Consider the following 16,489-nt stretch of genomic DNA (forward strand, 5'->3'; position numbering starts at 1 on the left):
ATTGTGTTGGCTTATTCGTTGTAGATGTCCTGATCGCCGAAGTACTTCTTCTGGATCTGCGCGTAGGTGCCATCGGCCTGGACGGCGGCGATGCCCTTGTTGATCAGCGCACGCAATTCCTGGTCGTTCTTGCGCAACCCCATGGCGATATCCAGCGGCAGGGTCGGGTCCTTGAAGGCCGGGCCGGTCTTGAAGTCGGCGCCTTCAGGTTTGGACAGGAAGTTGAGCTGGGCTTCGAGTTTGTCGGTGAGGGTGGCGTCGAGGCGGCCGTTTTGCAGGTCGGCGTAGTTCTGTTCCTGGGACTGGTAGGCCTTGACCTGAGCCCCGAGCTTAGCCAGGTGCGCACGGGCATAGGCTTCCTGCAACGAGCCTTGCAGTACGCCGACCTGCTTACCTTTCAACGATTCAGGCGTGTCGCCGAAGTCGGCGCTTTTGCGGGTGATCACCGAGGTTGGGCTGAGGAACAGCCGGTCGCTGAAGTCGATGACTTTTTCACGGGCCGGCGTCACGGCCATGGACGACATGATGGCGTCGAATTTGCGCGCGCGCAGCGCCGGGATCATGCCGTCGAATTCGTTGTGCACCCAGGTGCATTTGACTTCGAGCTTGGCGCAGATGGCATTGCCCAATTCGATATCGAAGCCTTGCAGGCTGCCGTCAGCGGCCACGGATTCAAAGGGTGGGTATTCGGGGAATACGCCGAAGCGGATTTCTTTCCAGTCCTGGGCGTGGGCGGCGCTGGCGCACAGTGGCAACAGCAACGCAGCGAAAAGTGATCGCAGTGGAATCATGTGTCAGTCCCTATATTTTGTAATTGATGTCAGGGCAGTAAAAAGGGTGCGGCTTGCATTCATTCGGTGACTCTTCGGTCGGGCTCAGAATGCTTGATGGTGGTGCTTTTTTTGTGTCGTTTACCCGGTGCTCAAAGCGCAAATTGCGCTGTTAAAACGAGCATTGCAGCGGAATCGGCTGTTGCACCCGCTGAATCGGCTTTTCAGCTCTGTAAGTCGGGCCTGCCCTCGGCGCAAAGGGGCAGGCCAGAGCGGTCTCAGGCGCGCTTTTTGTGCTGTGCGCGTGGCTGCTGGGCCAGGCGTGCGAACAGGTCTTTCGGGTCGGCCAGGTCCGGCACCAACTCCAACTCGCTGCCCACATCCAGAGCCTTGGCCACGTCGAGCACGTAGCGCAGGGCCGAGTAGTCTTCGATGGCAAAACCTACCGAGTCGAACAGGGTGATCTGGCGCTCATTCTCGCGGCCGGCTACCTGGCCGTTGATCACCTGCCACAGCTCGGTCACTGGCGAGTCTTTCGGCATGTGCTGGATCTCACCTTCGATACGGCTTTGCGGCTCGTACTCGACGATGACCCGGGCGCGCTCGACGATGCGTTGGTCCAGTTCGGTCTTGCCTGGGCAGTCGCCGCCCACGGCATTGAGGTGCATGCCTGGTTCGATCATCTCGTCAGTAAGGATGGTGGCGTAGGCCTTGTCCGCGGTCACGGTGGTGACGATATCCGCGCCCTTGACCGCTTCCGCCACGCTGCCGGCCAGGATCACCCTGATCGCCGGGAAGGCCTTGAGGTTGGCTGCCAGTTTGGCAGTGGCCTTGGCGTCGATATCGAACAGGCGGATTTCGTTGATGCCGAGCATGGCGTGGAAGGCCAGGGCCTGAAACTCGCTCTGCGAGCCGTTGCCGATCAACGCCATGCTGCGGCTGTTGTCTCGGGCCAGATAACGCGCGACCAGCGCCGAGGTGGCGGCGGTGCGAATGGCGGTAGTCAGGGTCATTTCTGCCAGCAGCACTGGTTTGCCGGTGTCCACGTCGCCCAACGCACCGAACGCCATGACGGTGAGCATTCCGGCGAGGGTGTTTTTTGGGTGGCCGTTGACGTACTTGAAGGCGTACAGCGACGCGTCTGACACCGGCATCAACTCGATCACGCCATCCGGCGAGTGGTTGGCCAGGCGCGCGCACTTTTCAAAATCCTGCCAGCGCAGGTAGTCAGCGCGAATGTACTCGGCCATCTCGGTGATGCAGGTTTGCAGGCCTTTTTGCGAGACCAGGTAGCTGAGGTCGTTGACGTCGATATAGCGGGTCATGGCAAGACTCCTTATTGAAATGAGGGGCGGGCGGGCAGGTGCACTTCCGCGAGCATGCAGCGGGCACTGCCGCCGCCGATGCGTTCGATGTTGTCGATATTCACCACCACAGGCCGCGTATGGCGTTCCACATGCTGGCGCTGGGCCGGTTGCAGTGCGCCCCAGGCGCTGGCAGACATCACCAGCAGCGGGTGGCCGTCGCGGTCGTGGACTTCAAGCATGTTGCCGGCGAAGGCTTCCAATTGGTCGAAGTCGAGGGCGAGGATGTCCTTGCCGGTGTCGCGCAGGGAGCGTTCCAGGGCCAGGCGTTCGTTTTGGTCGGGCAGGGCTTGCAGGCACACCACCGACAGGTCGCGGCCGACGCTCATCATCACGTTGCTGTGGTAGATCGGCGCGTGGTGGCGGTCTACCGCATGGAATACGCAGAGCCGGTAGTCGAGGCGTTCGGCGAATTCGCGCAGCGCATCCTGATGGGTGCGCCCGGAGTGGCAGGCGTAGCTGATGCGGTGTTGGCGGTCGAGCACCATGCTGCCGGTGCCTTCGAGGAATATGTTCTGTTGTTCGAGGTGGCTGAGGTCGATGGTGCTGTTGATCGCAAAACGTTGCTCCAGCACTTGCAACACACCCTTGTTGCGCTCCAGTCGTCGGTTCTGGCCTTCCATCGGGTACAGCACCAGGCTGCCGTCGGCGTGGCTGCTCCACCAGTTGTTGGGGAAGATTGAGTCGGGAGTGTGGGGCGCCGGAGTGTCCTGCACCACCAGCACTTCCACACCGTGCTGGCGCAGGGTGTCGACATAACCGTCGAACTCTTCCAGCGCTTTCTGCTGTGCGCTGAGCGGGTCAAGGGGCGGGCGTTGAAAGCGGTTGTTGATCGCAGTGTCCGGGTTGAAGGCAAAGCGCGCCGGGCGAATCATCAAGACGGTGTTGGTGGTTTGCATGGGTGCACGGATCCATGAGTAAGGCGGTGAACAAAGATGCAGTGGGGCTATTTTGTGGCTTGTGCGGGATGAATCCCGGCTGAAACCCAGGGGCGGCTCAGCCGGGAAAGCTGAAAAGGGGGGTAGGCCAGCCGAATCGGCTGCGAGAGGTGGAATGCGGTCAAAATGCGGGAGGGGCAAGCCCCTCCCACATTGGTACAGTAGCGACTGTTATAGCGCCGTCAGCCAGGAGGAATCATGTCTACCGCCGTTCGTCTCGCCCAACCCACCGATGCCGAAGGGATCAGCCAGGTCATCCTGGCGGCCCTGCACAGCAGCAATGCGCGGGATTACCCGGCGGACGTGATTGCCCGTGTGGCGAGCAACTTCACGCCGGACGCGGTGTTGACCTTGCTCAAGCGCCGTGTCGTGCTGGTGGCGATTGAGGATCAGAGGGTGGTCGCCACGGCGGCACTTGATGCCAATGTGGTGCGCTCGGTGTTCGTCAACCCGACCTTGCAAGGGCAGGGCATTGGCCGGTTGCTGATGATGGAAATCGAACTACGCGCCCGCGAAGCAGGAGTCACCGTATTAAGTGTGCCGTCTTCGCTGACCGCCGAGCCGTTCTACACCAAGCTGGGGTTTCACACGGTGCGCGATGTTTACCATGGCAACGAGCGCACGCTGGTGATGGAAAAGACGTTGTCATCGCGCTACCCCATCGGGCCATATCGCGATCGTCCGCATCGCGCGCAGGTGATTGAGCTATGGCAGGCGGCGTTTGGTTATGACACGGCCCATAACCTGCCGAGCCTGGCGATCGATAAGAAGCTGGCGGTCAATGACGGGTTGTTCTTCGTGGCGACGGATAAAAAAACCGTGATCGGCACCATTCTCGCCGGGTACGACGGGCATCGTGGTTGGCTGTATTCGGTGGCGGTGCACACGGACTACCGGCGTCATGGCCTGGGCTCTTCGCTGGTGCGGCATGCGGAACAGGCGTTGACGGCGCTGGGCTGGATGAAGATCAACCTGCAGATCACCAGTGGCAATGAGGCGGTGGCGGGGTTTTACGAGGCGTTGGGGTATGGGGTGGAGGCGAGGGTCAGCATGGGGAAGAAGATTGCCGAGAATATCCCGAAAGAGTCTTGAATACGCCGGAGAGCAAATGTGGGAGGGGGCTTGCTCCCGATGGCGATGTATCAGTCAACAGATTCATTGACTGACCCACTGCTATCGGGGGCAAGCCCCCTCCCACATGGGATATGCGTTGAGGCTGTTAGACCTTCACGATCCAACCCGCTGGTGCTTCGACGTCGCCGGTCTGCACACCGGTCAGCTCTTTGTAGAGCTTCTGGGTGATCGGGCCGACTTCGGTTTCGCTGTGGAATACATGCAGGTTGCCGTTGTACTGGATGCCGCCGATCGGCGAGATCACCGCAGCAGTACCGCAGGCGCCGGCTTCCTTGAAGTCAGCCAGCTTGTCGATGAACACTTCGCCTTCAACCACTTCCAGGCCCAGGCGGGTCTTGGCCAGTTCGATCAGCGACAGGCGGGTGATGCCTGGCAGCACCGAAGGCGACTTCGGCGTGATGAACTTGTTGTCGTGGGTGATCCCGAAGAAGTTGGCCGAGCCGACTTCTTCGATCTTCGAGTGGGTCATCGGGTCCAGGTAGATCGCATCGGCGAAACCGGATTTTTTCGCTTCAGAGCCCGGCATCAAGCTGGCCGCGTAGTTGCCGCCCACTTTCGCAGCACCGGTGCCTTGTGGCGCGGCGCGGTCGAAAGTGGATATCTGGAAGTTGTGTGGCACCAGGCCGCCCTTGAAGTAGGCACCGACCGGAATGCAGAACACCGAGAAGATGAACTCCGGCGCGGTACGCACGCCGATGTTGTCACCGGTGCCTATCACGAACGGGCGCAGGTACAGCGCGCCGCCACTGCCGTACGGCGGGATGAAACGCTCGTTGGCCTTGACCACCTGTTTGCAGGCGTCGATGAACACGTCGGTCGGCACATGGGGCATCAGCAGGCGGGCGCAGCTGCGTTGCATGCGCGCGGCATTCTGGTCCGGACGGAACAGGTTGATCGAGCCGTCCTTGCAGCGGTAGGCCTTGAGGCCTTCAAAGCACTGCTGGCCATAGTGCAGAGCGGTGGAGCCCTCACTGATGTGCAGCACGTTGTCGTCAGTCAGGGAGCCTGCTTGCCACTCGCCGTCTTTAAAGGTCTGGATATACCGTTTGTCGGTCTTGATGTAGTCAAAACCCAGCTTGTCCCAATTGATGCTTTCGTTACCCATGACACCCTCTATCTTTGGTCAAGTCGGTTTTTTTCTGAATGGGCGCAACAATACTTCATTCTTGGCTTGTGTGGGAGCCACTGCGTGGACGCCTTCAGCCTCTGTATTGACCGATCCACCGCTATCGGGGGGCAAGCCCCGTCCCACATGTGGAATGCATTCCCCTGTGGGAGGGGCGGTGCGACGATTCGACTTGCCCCCGATGGCCTCACCACGGTTTTACAGATGCAACGCGTGGCCCAATGCGCGCAGCGCAGCTTCCTGCACCGCCTCGCCGAGCGTCGGATGAGCGTGGATGGTGCCGGCTACATCCTCCAGGCGCGAACCCATTTCCAGGCTCAGGCCGAACGCAGTGGACAGCTCAGATACACCCACACCCACGGCCTGCCAGCCGACAATCAGATGATTATCACGCCGCGCCACCACCCGCACGAAGCCGGTTTTTGACTCCAGGGTCATCGCCCGGCCGTTGGCTGCAAAGGGAAAACTCGACACGATACAGTCCAGGCCGGCGGCCTTGGCTTCATCGGGCGTCTTGCCGACCACCACCAGTTCCGGGTCGGTAAAGCACACCGCCGGGATTGCCGCCGGGTTGAATTCGCGGTGTTGACCGCTGATCAGTTCGGCAACCATTTCGCCCTGGGCCATGGCGCGGTGGGCGAGCATCGGCTCGCCGCTCAAGTCGCCGATGGCGTACACATTGCGCATGCTGGTCTGGCAACGGCTGTCGATCTTGATTGCCGCGCCATTCATCGCCAGGTTCAGCGCTTCAAGGTTCCAGCCTTGGGTGTTGGGTTTGCGACCCACGGCCACCAGGACCTGATCGGTCTTCAGCGACACCGTGTCGCCGTTCGGATCACGCACTTGCAGGCAGTTGTCGGCAAACCCGGTGACGCTGTGCTTGAGGTACAGCTTCACCCCCAGTTGCTTGAGAGATTCGTTCACCGGCTGGGTCAGCTCGGCGTCGTAAGCCGGCAGGATGCGATCCTGGGCCTCGACCACACTCACCTCAGCACCCAGCTTGCGGTAGGCAATCCCCAGCTCAAGGCCAATGTAGCCGCCGCCCACCACAATCAGGCGTTTGGGCACGCGGGTCGGCGCCAAGGCTTCGGTGGAGGAGATGATCGACCCGCCAATTGGCAGCATCGGCAGGTTGACGCTTTTCGAACCGGTGGCCAGCAGCAGGTGTTCGCACTGGATGCGCTGGTCGCCAACATCGACGGTCTTGCCGTCCACCACCTTGGCCCAGCCGTGGATCACCTGCACTTTGTGCTTTTTAAGCAGTGCGGCGACGCCAGTGGTCAGGCGGTCGACGATGCCGTTTTTCCATTCAACGCTTTTGCGGATGTCCAGGGTCGGCACATCCACTTCGATACCCAGTTGCGAACCCTGGCTATGGTGGATGGTTTGCTGAAACTGCTCGGCCACATGGATCAAGGCCTTGGACGGAATGCAGCCGATGTTCAGGCAGGTGCCGCCCAACGCCTGGCCTTCCACCAGGATGGTCGGGATGCCCAGTTGGCCGGCGCGAATGGCTGCCACATAACCGCCAGGGCCGCCGCCGATAATCAGCAGCGTGGTATGCAATGTCTGAGTCATGCCCTTACTCCAGGAACAGGCTGGCGGGTTGTTCGAGCAGGCCGCGAATGGCCTGGATGAATTGCGCCGCGTCCATGCCATCGACCACGCGGTGATCGAAGGAGCTGGAGAGGTTCATCATTTTGCGAATCACGATCTGGCCCTTGATCACCATCGGCCGCTCAACGATACGGTTGACGCCAACGATGGCCACCTCCGGCAAGTTCAGCACCGGGGTGCTGACGATCCCGCCCAAGGCGCCCAGGCTGGTCAAGGTAATGGTCGAACCCGACAACTCGTCACGACTGGCCTTGCCATTGCGCGCGGCCGTGGCCAAACGCGCGATTTCCTCGGCATTGCCCCACAGGCTGCGGGCTTCGGCGTGACGCACCACCGGCACCATCAAGCCCACGTCGCTCTGGGTGGCGACGCCCACATGCACCGCGCCGAGGCGGGTGATGACCTGGGCTTCGTCGTCATAACGCGCGTTGATCTGCGGGAAATCCCGCAGCGCCACGACCATGGCGCGCACGATAAACGGCAGTAACGTCAGCTTGCCGCGCGTTGCGCCATGCTTCTCGTTGAGGTGCACGCGCAGCTCGTCGAGGGCGGTGACGTCGATCTCTTCCACATAGCTGAAGTGCGCGGCACGGCGGGTGGCGTCCTGCATGCGCTGGGCAATCTTGCGGCGCATGCCGATCACCGGGATCTGTTCTTCGGTGTTGCGTTCGGCGTAAGGGTTGGCTGCCGTCGAAGCTTTTGACGCCCCTTGTTGCAGGTAGGCGTCGAGGTCTTCGTGCAGGATCCGCCCAGCGGGGCCGGAGCCCTGGACCAGCCGCAGTTGAATTCCGGCATCCAGCGCATGCTTGCGCACGGCGGGGGAGGCCAGGGGGCGTTCATCGGCATCGCGGGCCACAGGGGCCTGTGCGGTCACGACGGGCGCGGGCTTGCTTTCAACCACTGGTGCAGGTTTGGCCTCGACAACGGGAGCAGCTTTCACCGGCTCCGCCACCACGGGCGCCTCCTTGGCGTTGCCCGCACCTTCTACTTCAATGCTGATCAGAATACTGCCCACGGCCATCACTTCACCCGGCTCGCCGCCAAGGGAAATCACTTTGCCGTGCACCGGCGAGGGAATATCCACCATCGCCTTGTCGGTCATCACATCCGCCAGCACCTGGTCTTCGACGACCATGTCGCCGACCTTCACATGCCAGACCGACAGTTCAACTTCCGCGATGCCTTCGCCAATGTCCGGCATCTTGATAACGTGCGTGCCCATTCAGACCTCCATGACCCGTTTCAACGCCGCGCCCACTCGGGACGGGCCTGGGAAATACGCCCACTCCTGCGCGTGCGGGTAAGGGGTGTCCCAGCCGGTGACGCGTTCGATCGGCGCTTCCAGGTGGTGGAAGCAATGCTCTTGCACCAGCGCCACCAATTCGGCACCAAAACCGCAGGTGCGGGTGGCTTCGTGCACCACCACGCAACGGCCGGTCTTCTTCACGGATTTGACGATGGTCTCCAGGTCCAGCGGCCACAGGCTGCGCAGGTCGATGACTTCGGCGTCGATGCCGGTTTCTTCGGCAGCGACTTGGGACACATACACCGTGGTGCCGTAGGTCAGCACGGTGACTGCCGACCCCGGACGCACAATGGCGGCCACGTCCAGCGGCACGGTGTAGTAACCGTCCGGCACCTGCGCTTGCGGGTGTTTCGACCACGGTGTTACCGGGCGGTCGTGGTGGCCATCGAACGGGCCGTTGTACAGGCGTTTAGGCTCAAGGAAGATCACCGGGTCATCGTTTTCGATCGAGGCGATCAGCAGGCCCTTGGCGTCATAGGGGTTGGACGGCATCACCGTGCGCAGGCCGCAGACCTGGGTGAACACCGCTTCGATACTCTGGCTGTGGGTCTGGCCGCCGTAGATGCCGCCGCCGCAGGGCATGCGCATGGTCAGCGGTGCAGTGAACTGGCCGGCCGAGCGATAACGCAGGCGCGCCGCTTCGGAGATGATCTGGTCGGTGGCGGGGTACACATAGTCGGCAAACTGAATCTCAGCCACCGGGCGCAGGCCATAGGCACCCATGCCCACGGCCACGCCGATAATGCCGCTTTCCGAGATCGGTGCGTCGAACACCCGCGAGCTGCCGTATTTGGTCTGCAAGCCTTCGGTGCAACGGAACACACCGCCGAAGTAACCCACGTCCTGGCCGAACACCACCACGTTGTCATCACGTTCAAGCATCACATCCATGGCCGAGCGCAGGGCCTGGATCATGGTCATGGTGGTGGTGGTCATGGCGGTTTCCAATTCGATGCTGTTGTTGTGATCGTTCATGTCAGACCCCCAACTCTTGACGCTGGCGCTTCAAGTGCTCCGGCATCTCTTTATAGACGTCTTCGAACATGGTCGCGGCGCTTGGGATCTGGCCACCGGCCAGGGTGCCGTACTGTTCGGCCTGTTTCTGCGCGGCGATCACCTCGGCTTCAAGTTCAGCACTGACCGCCGCGTGTTCCTCTTCGGACCACTGGCCAATCTTGATCAGGTGCTGTTTGAGACGAGCAATCGGATCGCCCAACGGGAAGTGGCTCCAGTCATCGGCGGGGCGGTACTTGGACGGATCATCGGACGTGGAGTGCGGGCCGGCACGGTAGGTGACCCACTCGATCAGGCTCGGGCCGAGGTTGCGCCGCGCACGTTCAGCGGCCCAGGCGGAGGCAGCGTACACGGCGATAAAGTCGTTGCCGTCCACGCGCAGGGAGGCGATGCCGCAACCGACGCCGCGTCCGGCGAAAGTGGTGGCTTCACCGCCGGCGATGGCCTGGAAGGTGGAGATAGCCCATTGGTTGTTGACCACGTTGAGAATCACCGGCGCGCGGTACACGTGGGCGAAGGTGAGGGCGGTGTGGAAGTCGGATTCGGCAGTGGCGCCGTCGCCGATCCAGGCCGAGGCGATCTTGGTATCGCCCTTGATCGCCGAGGCCATGCCCCAGCCCACGCCCTGAACGAATTGGGTGGCGAGGTTGCCGGAAATGGTGAAGAAGCCGGCGTCTTTCACCGAATACATGATCGGCAACTGGCGACCCTTGAGCGGGTCGCGCTCGTTGGACAGCAACTGGCAGATCAGGTCCACCAGTGGCACGTCGCGGGCCATCAGGATGCTTTGCTGGCGGTAGGTGGGGAAGCACATGTCGTCGATGTTCAAGGCCAGGGCCTGGGCGCTGCCGATGGCTTCTTCGCCGAGGCTTTGCATGTAGAACGACATTTTTTTCTGACGCTGGGCGACCACCATGCGGTTGTCGAAGATGCGCGTCTTGAGCATCGCACGCATGCCTTTGCGCATGATGTCAGTGGAGACGCCTTCGGCCCACGGTCCCAAGGCTTGGCCCTGGTCGTCGAGTACGCGGATCAGGCCCTTGGCCAGGTCGGCGGTGTCGGCGGGTTCTACGTCGATGGCGGGTTTGCGCACCAAGCCGGCGTCGGTCAGGCGCAGGTAGGTGAAGTCGGTCTTGCAGCCTGGTCGGCCCGAGGGTTCAGGGACGTGCAGGCGCAGTGGTTCGTACTGCTGGGTCATGGCTTCTACGCTCGATCTTGTGAATTTCTTGTAGTGGGCGCGCTAGCTGACAGTCAGTCTTCGGGTAGAAGAAATCTTGTCCTACAACAATCATAGGCGTGGCGTAGAAGAATATTTATCTCTGTTTCGTTGCGCCTGGGATCAATTGCGGATAAAAAACCTGCATAAACATAATAAACAGGTGATTTTGTCTCATGCGCAAACTGGACCGTACCGATATCGGCATTCTCAACGCTCTGCAGGAGAATGCCCGCATCACCAACGCCGACCTGGCCCGCTCGGTCAACCTGTCGCCCACGCCGTGTTTCAATCGGGTCAAGGCGATGGAGGAATTGGGCCTGATTCGCGAGCAGGTCACGCTGCTCGACGCCGATTTACTGGGGCTGCACGTCAACGTGTTTATCCATGTGAGCCTTGAAAAGCAGAACGAGCTGGCGTTGCAGCAGTTCGAAGGCGCGATTTCCGACCGGCCCGAGGTGATGGAGTGCTATTTGATGGCCGGTGATCCGGACTATTTGATTCGGGTGTTGGTGCCGACGATCCAGTCGCTGGAGCGGTTCATGATGGACTTTCTGACCAAGGTACCGGGGGTGGCGAATATCCGCTCCAGTTTTGCCCTCAAACAAGTGCGTTACAAAACAGCATTGCCGCTGCCAAGAGATGGACTGATGGTCTAATAAAGTGGCGCGGTTTCCCTTGGCACGTTAATAGTTAGCTAGACAACTAAACTCGCTATTTAAATATTTAGGGTTGCCAATAAAAAAATACCTAATTAGTCACGTATTTTTCACGTCTGGTTTAACACATTAATCCCCATCAGGCCGTGAAGTTCGCGGCCCAGGAAAGGGGTGCGCCGCGATGTCCATGAGAGCCTTGAAGCTGAACTTCCGTACCACACTTTGTTTTGGTGTGGTGTGTCTTTTGCTGTTGATCCAAGGAGCAATGACGCTGATAAAAGTCGATAAAGTCTATTCATCGACGGTTGAAATCGAATCTAACTGGCTTCCCAGTATTCGTTCGGCAGGTGAAATAGATTCGGCTTTTTACAAACTGCGTCTTGATCTACGCCGCTATGCCATGGATATCGGGCGCCAGGATCCGGCCTCCCTTGAGAAGCTCAAAGCGACGCGCAAGGAAGCCCTTGATATTGCAGAGCGTTATGCGCCGTTAGTCTCAAGCCCCGAAGAACAAGCCAAGTACAACGACGCATTGACCGGCATAAAGAACTACAGCCAGAAGATGGATGAGTTCCTCGCGCAAGCCTCCACGCTGTCCGCTGAACAGATGTCGACTTATTTGCGTGACGTCAACGGGCCGATTGCCCTTGATGTACAGCGTTCCATCAGCGAGTTGATCGCGTTGAATTCCGGTGGCTCCAATACGGCGGTTCAGGTGGCTTCCAGCGAATATGACGCGGCGCGTCTGTTCACTTGGATATTGATGGGCACCTCCTTGATGGTCACCGTCGTGGTTGCAAGCCTGTTTACCCGCAGCATCATTACTCCGGTCCGTGAACTGTTGGTATCAACCGGCAAGATTGCTGACGGCGATCTGCGCGTGGCGATTGCCATCAATGGCAACGACGAGTTGACCGAGTTGCAACGATCTACCGCGTCTATGCAAATGAACCTGAAAAGCACCTTGCAGCATATCTCGGAGGCGTCCGGGCAATTGGCTGCGGCGGCGGAGGAGATGAGCGCCATTACCCGCGAGTCCAGCGCCGGTATTGAACGCCAAAGCATGGAAACCGATCAGGCCGCCACGGCGGTTAACGAAATGACGGCGGCCGTGGAAGAAGTGGCGCGCAATGCGGTGTCGGCTTCCCAGTCAACACAGGATTCCCAGCGCTCGGCCAAAGTCGGCCAGGAGCGTGTGAAGCAAACCATCGCCTCCATCGAGAAGCTCAGCGCCACGGTGCAGCAGACCGGCGTCGAAGTCGAAGGGTTGGCCAAGCAGGCCCAGGATATTGCCCGTGTGGTTGAAGTGATCCGTTCAATTGCCGAGCAAACCAACCTGCTGGCCTTGAACGCCGCCATTGAGGCGGCCAGGGCAGGGGAGCAGGGCCGAGGCTTTGCGGTCGTCGCCGACGAAGTGCGGGCATTGGCCCATAGAACCCAAACCTCGACCCAGGAAATCGAGCAGATGATCGCGAAAATCCAAACATGCTCCAGCGAAGCGGTGTCTTCCATGGCCCTTAACTGCAACGAAGCAGTGGATTCATTGAAGATCGCCCATGAAGCGGGCGCCGCGATTACTCAGATCACCGACGCCATTACCGACATCAATGACCGCAACCTGTTGATCGCCACGGCCTCCGAAGAACAGGCCCATGTGGCCCGCTCGGTGGACCAGAACCTGATCAGCATCCGTGATCTTTCCATCCAGAGCTCTTCGGCGGCTGGTCAGACGTCGATTGCCAGCCAAGAGCTGTCGCGGCTGGCGGTGGACCTCAAGCAGATCGTGTCGAAATTTGCCGTAGCCTGATCACACCTGCGTAACACCCTCGGAACATTCAATGGCATGGACGCCACGCGGGGCGGCTTTAGAGCTGGTTCAACGGAATCTTCAAGTAAACCACCCCGTTTGCCTCCGCTGGCGGCATATGACCGGCCCGCACATTCACTTGGATCGCCGGCAACAACAGCGTGGGCATCCCCAGCCCAGCATCGCGTTGGGTGCGCATCGCCACGAACGTCGCTTCATCCACTCCGTCATGCACATGAATATTGCCCGCTCGCTGCTGCGCCACGGTCGTCAGGCATTTTGCCTCGCGACCCTCGGGCGGGTAGTCATGGCACACGTACAGCTGCGTGTCGGGAGCGAAGGCCAACAGCTTGCGCATCGACGCATACAGCTGCCGCGCATCGCCGCCAGGGAAGTCGCAGCGGGCCGTGCCGACATCGGGCATGAACAGGGTGTCGCCGACCAGGATCAATCGATCCTCGATCAGATAAGCCATGTCCGCCGGGGTGTGGCCGGGCACGTGCAGCGCCTGGGCCTTGAGGTTGCCGATGTGAAAGATTTCATCCGGCGCAAACAGGTGGTCGAACTGCGAGCCGTCGACGCGAAATTCCGGCTCCAGGTTGAACAGGTTCTTGAACACGCCCTGCACCTTGCTGATCGACTGACCAATGGCGATCTTGCCGCCCACTGTCCGGCGCAGGTACGGCGCGGCGGACAGGTGGTCGGCATGGGCGTGTGTCTCCAACAGCCACTGCACTTGCAAGCTGTGCTCACGCACAAAGGCAATAACCTTGTCGGCCTGGGCGGTGTCAGTACGCCCGGAGGCCGGGTCGTAGTTGAGGACCGAATCGACGATGGCACAGGGGCCGCCGTCCGTTTCATAGACGACGTAGGTGTAGGTCGACGACGTCTCGTCCAGAAAGGAATGAATCAACGCTGACATGACGGCTGCCCCTGATGCTGAAAAAAGTGATTACAATCACTTTACATTTACACATAATGTTTTGAGCTTAAGTGAGGCAAAGGACCCGAGGCAAATGGAATCTACTCTGAGTGAAGGCGAAGTCGCCCAGTTGCGCGCGTCGGCGTCCAAGGCCTGTGCCTTGCTCAAGGCCCTGGCCAATGAGGATCGCCTGTTGATCCTGTGCCAGTTGACCCAGGGCGAGCGCAACGTCGGCGAGCTGGAAACCATGACCGGCGTGCGCCAGCCCACCCTGTCACAACAGTTGGGCATCTTGCGCGACGAAGGGTTGGTCGCCACCCGTCGGGAAGGCAAGTACATCTTCTACGGGCTGGCCAGCCACGAAGTGATCCAAGTGATGAAAACCCTGTCCGGGCTGTACTGCGGCGCGGTCATAAAAAGCTGGGCGTGACGCCATACGGCAACGACCCTTGTGTGCATTGACGATAAAAGGCATCAGACCATGACCGAACAACACTGGGGCCCATCCATCAGTGGCGATATCGTTGTCATCGGCGGCGGTTCGGCTGGCATCGGCCTGCTGGCCAGCCTGCTCAAGCGCGACCCCGACCTGAACATCACCCTCATCGAACCCAACGACCACCATTGCTACCAGCCGGCCTGGACCCTCGTGGGCGGCGGCGCCTATGACCTGAAAAAGACCCGCCGCCCGTTGGCCGACGTGCTGCCTAATGGCGTCACCTGGATACAGGCAGCGGTCAGCGAGGTGCTGCCGGACGAGCAAACCCTCTTACTCGACAGCGGCCAGCGCGTGAGTTGGCAACATCTGATTGTGTGTCCCGGCCTGCGCCTGGCCTGGGAGGCTATCGAGGGCTTGCAAGACACCCTCGGTCAGCACGGTGTCACGTCCAACTACAGCTACGAATACGCCGCCTACACCTGGCAGTTGGTGCAGCAGTTGAAGGGCGGCAAGGCGATCTTCACCCAGCCGGCCATGCCGATCAAATGCGCCGGCGCGCCGCAGAAAGCCATGTACCTGTCCTGCGATCACTGGCTCAAGCAGGGCCGTCTCAAGCACATTGATGTGGAATTCAACCTGGCCGGCGCGGCGCTGTTCGGGGTGGCGACCTTTGTGCCGCCGTTGATGAAGTACGTTGAAAAATACAACGCGCGCCTGGCGTTCAATTCCAATCTGGTGAAAGTTGACGGTCCGGCACGCAAGGCCTGGTTTGCAGTGAAAGACGCCGAGGGCAATACAACGGTTGAAGAGAAATCCTTCGACCTGCTGCACGTCGTCCCGCCGCAAGTCGCCCCGGACTTTATCCGCCAAAGCCCGCTGGCCGACGCCGCCGGTTGGTGTGAAGTGCACCCCCATACCCTGCAACACCTGCACTACCCGCACATCTTCGGCCTGGGCGATGTGTGCGGCACCACCAACGCCAAGACCGCCGCCGCTGTGCGCAAGCAGATCGTGGTGGTTGCCGAAAACCTGCTGGCCCTGCGTAAGCAAGCAACCTTGCCGCTCAAGTACGACGGCTACGGGTCCTGCCCGCTGACGGTGGAGAAGGGCAAGGTGGTGCTTGCCGAGTTCGGCTACGGCGGCAAGTTGCTGCCGACCTTCGCCCTCGATCCGACCAAGGCGCGCCGTTCGATGTGGTTCCTCAAGGCTACGCTGCTGCCGTGGTTCTACTGGAACGGCATGCTCAAGGGCCGCGAGTGGCTGACCCGTCTGAGCAAGGTGGACTGAATGCTGCTGGCCAGTGTGTTGGGTGTGTTGATGGGCCTGGTCATGGGCCTGACCGGTGCGGGCGGCGGCATCCTTGGGGTGCCGGCGTTGGTGCTGGGATTGGGCTTGAGCATGACCCAGGCCGCGCCGGTGTCTTTGCTGGCGGTGGGCGCGGCGGCGGCCGTCGGTGCGATTGATGGCTTGCGCCACGGCCTGGTGCGTTACCGCGCTGCGCTGCTGATCGCCTTGCTCGGCGCGCTGTTTTCGCCGCTGGGGGTGTTTCTTGCTCACCAAATGACGGAACCGGTGCTGATGGGCTTGTTCAGTGCGCTGATGGTGCTGGTGGCCTGGCGCATGTTGCAGCGTGAAAAGGTCGAGGCCGGGCCGAGTGATCACGGCGCCGCCTCCTGGGGCCAGAAGAACTGCATGCTCAATCAACAGACTGGACGCCTGGCCTGGACCGCCAAATGCAGCGCCACCCTGGCCGCGCTCGGCGCCGTGACCGGTGCGGTCTCCGGTTTGCTCGGCGTGGGCGGAGGCTTCCTGATCGTGCCGGCGTTCAAACAACTCACCGACGTGCAGATGCGCGGCATCGTCGCCACCTCGTTGATGGTGATCAGCCTGATCTCGCTGATCGGCGTGGCCGGTGCGTTGCATGCCGGGGTGAGCATCGAACCGGTGGGCTGGGTGTTTATCGGCGCCAGTATCGTCGGCATGCTGGTCGGCCGGCGCCTGTGTTCCGTGATCCCCGCGCGCACCTTGCAGGTGGGGTTTGCCAGTCTGTGTGTACTGGTGGCTGTGGACATGTTGGCCAAGGCCGGTCTTACGCACTAAGTGCCGGGCCTGTGACTGGGCCCGTCTTACACCAGAGTTACCGGGCACCCGCTGCCCGTCCAAAGCACCCTGAAACC

The 16,489-nt window shown here is 60.8% G+C and carries 15 protein-coding genes; 6 read left to right on the top strand and 9 right to left on the bottom strand.

Going from position 1 to position 16,489, the window contains the following annotated elements; all coding sequences use genetic code 11:
* Window positions 1-11: 11 nt before the first annotated feature.
* From ACKZ62_RS10160 to ctlX, 3 genes are all read right to left on the bottom strand, one after another.
* Entirely contained in the window at window positions 12-791 is a 780-nt protein-coding gene (locus tag ACKZ62_RS10160; protein WP_032888149.1) for an ABC transporter substrate-binding protein, read from the bottom strand.
* Between the two features lie 257 nt (window positions 792-1,048).
* On the bottom strand, window positions 1,049-2,095 hold the full coding sequence (locus ACKZ62_RS10165) for an ornithine cyclodeaminase (RefSeq protein WP_122752836.1): 1,047 nt from the start codon (window positions 2,093-2,095) through the stop codon (window positions 1,049-1,051).
* An 11-nt stretch (window positions 2,096-2,106) separates the two neighbouring features.
* Window positions 2,107-3,033, bottom strand: coding sequence for a citrulline utilization hydrolase CtlX (gene ctlX, locus ACKZ62_RS10170; protein ID WP_442117458.1), 927 nt, complete (start codon window positions 3,031-3,033; stop codon window positions 2,107-2,109).
* Window positions 3,034-3,270: 237 nt separating this feature from the next.
* Between ctlX and ACKZ62_RS10175 the strand changes: the two genes are divergently transcribed.
* Window positions 3,271-4,164: a GNAT family acetyltransferase gene (locus tag ACKZ62_RS10175; protein WP_447096621.1), complete on the top strand. Its 894-nt coding sequence runs from the start codon at window positions 3,271-3,273 to the stop codon at window positions 4,162-4,164.
* A gap of 127 nt (window positions 4,165-4,291) precedes the next feature.
* On the opposite strand, the gene ACKZ62_RS10180 is transcribed toward ACKZ62_RS10175, so the two are convergent.
* The 5 genes from ACKZ62_RS10180 to ACKZ62_RS10200 form a co-directional block, all read right to left on the bottom strand.
* Window positions 4,292-5,311: a branched-chain amino acid aminotransferase gene (locus tag ACKZ62_RS10180; protein ID WP_095184355.1), complete on the bottom strand. Its 1,020-nt coding sequence runs from the start codon at window positions 5,309-5,311 to the stop codon at window positions 4,292-4,294.
* A gap of 219 nt (window positions 5,312-5,530) precedes the next feature.
* The gene (gene lpdA, locus ACKZ62_RS10185) at window positions 5,531-6,910 is read right to left on the bottom strand and encodes a dihydrolipoyl dehydrogenase (RefSeq protein WP_447096622.1); all 1,380 of its coding nucleotides are present in this window, start codon (window positions 6,908-6,910) and stop codon (window positions 5,531-5,533) included.
* A 4-nt stretch (window positions 6,911-6,914) separates the two neighbouring features.
* The gene (locus ACKZ62_RS10190; RefSeq protein WP_442117455.1) at window positions 6,915-8,171 is read right to left on the bottom strand and encodes a dihydrolipoamide acetyltransferase family protein; all 1,257 of its coding nucleotides are present in this window, start codon (window positions 8,169-8,171) and stop codon (window positions 6,915-6,917) included.
* Window positions 8,172-9,230: an alpha-ketoacid dehydrogenase subunit beta gene (locus ACKZ62_RS10195; protein ID WP_032888135.1), complete on the bottom strand. Its 1,059-nt coding sequence runs from the start codon at window positions 9,228-9,230 to the stop codon at window positions 8,172-8,174. It lies immediately after the preceding gene.
* A gap of 1 nt (window position 9,231) precedes the next feature.
* A complete protein-coding gene (locus tag ACKZ62_RS10200) occupies window positions 9,232-10,467 on the bottom strand; it encodes a 3-methyl-2-oxobutanoate dehydrogenase (2-methylpropanoyl-transferring) subunit alpha (RefSeq protein ID WP_122752832.1) in 1,236 nt (411 codons plus the stop codon).
* Window positions 10,468-10,661: 194 nt separating this feature from the next.
* Between ACKZ62_RS10200 and ACKZ62_RS10205 the strand changes: the two genes are divergently transcribed.
* Both ACKZ62_RS10205 and ACKZ62_RS10210 read left to right on the top strand, forming a co-directional pair.
* Window positions 10,662-11,144, top strand: coding sequence for an Lrp/AsnC family transcriptional regulator (locus ACKZ62_RS10205; RefSeq protein ID WP_015884756.1), 483 nt, complete (start codon window positions 10,662-10,664; stop codon window positions 11,142-11,144).
* Window positions 11,145-11,331: 187 nt separating this feature from the next.
* Window positions 11,332-12,951 carry a methyl-accepting chemotaxis protein gene (locus ACKZ62_RS10210; protein WP_447096950.1) on the top strand — a complete coding sequence of 540 codons (1,620 nt, stop codon included), beginning with the start codon at window positions 11,332-11,334 and terminating at the stop codon, window positions 12,949-12,951.
* 58 nt (window positions 12,952-13,009) lie between these two features.
* Here ACKZ62_RS10210 and ACKZ62_RS10215 read toward each other — a convergent pair whose 3' ends face one another.
* On the bottom strand, window positions 13,010-13,873 hold the full coding sequence (locus ACKZ62_RS10215) for an MBL fold metallo-hydrolase (RefSeq protein ID WP_032888127.1): 864 nt from the start codon (window positions 13,871-13,873) through the stop codon (window positions 13,010-13,012).
* Window positions 13,874-13,967: 94 nt separating this feature from the next.
* On the opposite strand from ACKZ62_RS10215, the gene ACKZ62_RS10220 reads away from it, so the two are divergent.
* From ACKZ62_RS10220 to ACKZ62_RS10230, 3 genes are read left to right on the top strand one after another with little or no spacing between them, the layout of a single operon-like run.
* Complete coding sequence (locus ACKZ62_RS10220; RefSeq protein WP_017527038.1) at window positions 13,968-14,303, top strand: ArsR/SmtB family transcription factor; 336 nt, start codon at window positions 13,968-13,970, stop codon at window positions 14,301-14,303.
* Between the two features lie 51 nt (window positions 14,304-14,354).
* A complete protein-coding gene (locus ACKZ62_RS10225; RefSeq protein WP_095184359.1) occupies window positions 14,355-15,599 on the top strand; it encodes an NAD(P)/FAD-dependent oxidoreductase in 1,245 nt (414 codons plus the stop codon).
* A complete protein-coding gene (locus tag ACKZ62_RS10230; RefSeq protein ID WP_447096623.1) occupies window positions 15,600-16,412 on the top strand; it encodes a sulfite exporter TauE/SafE family protein in 813 nt (270 codons plus the stop codon).
* Window positions 16,413-16,489 lie beyond the last annotated feature (77 nt).

Source organism: Pseudomonas sivasensis (genome assembly GCF_052938085.1).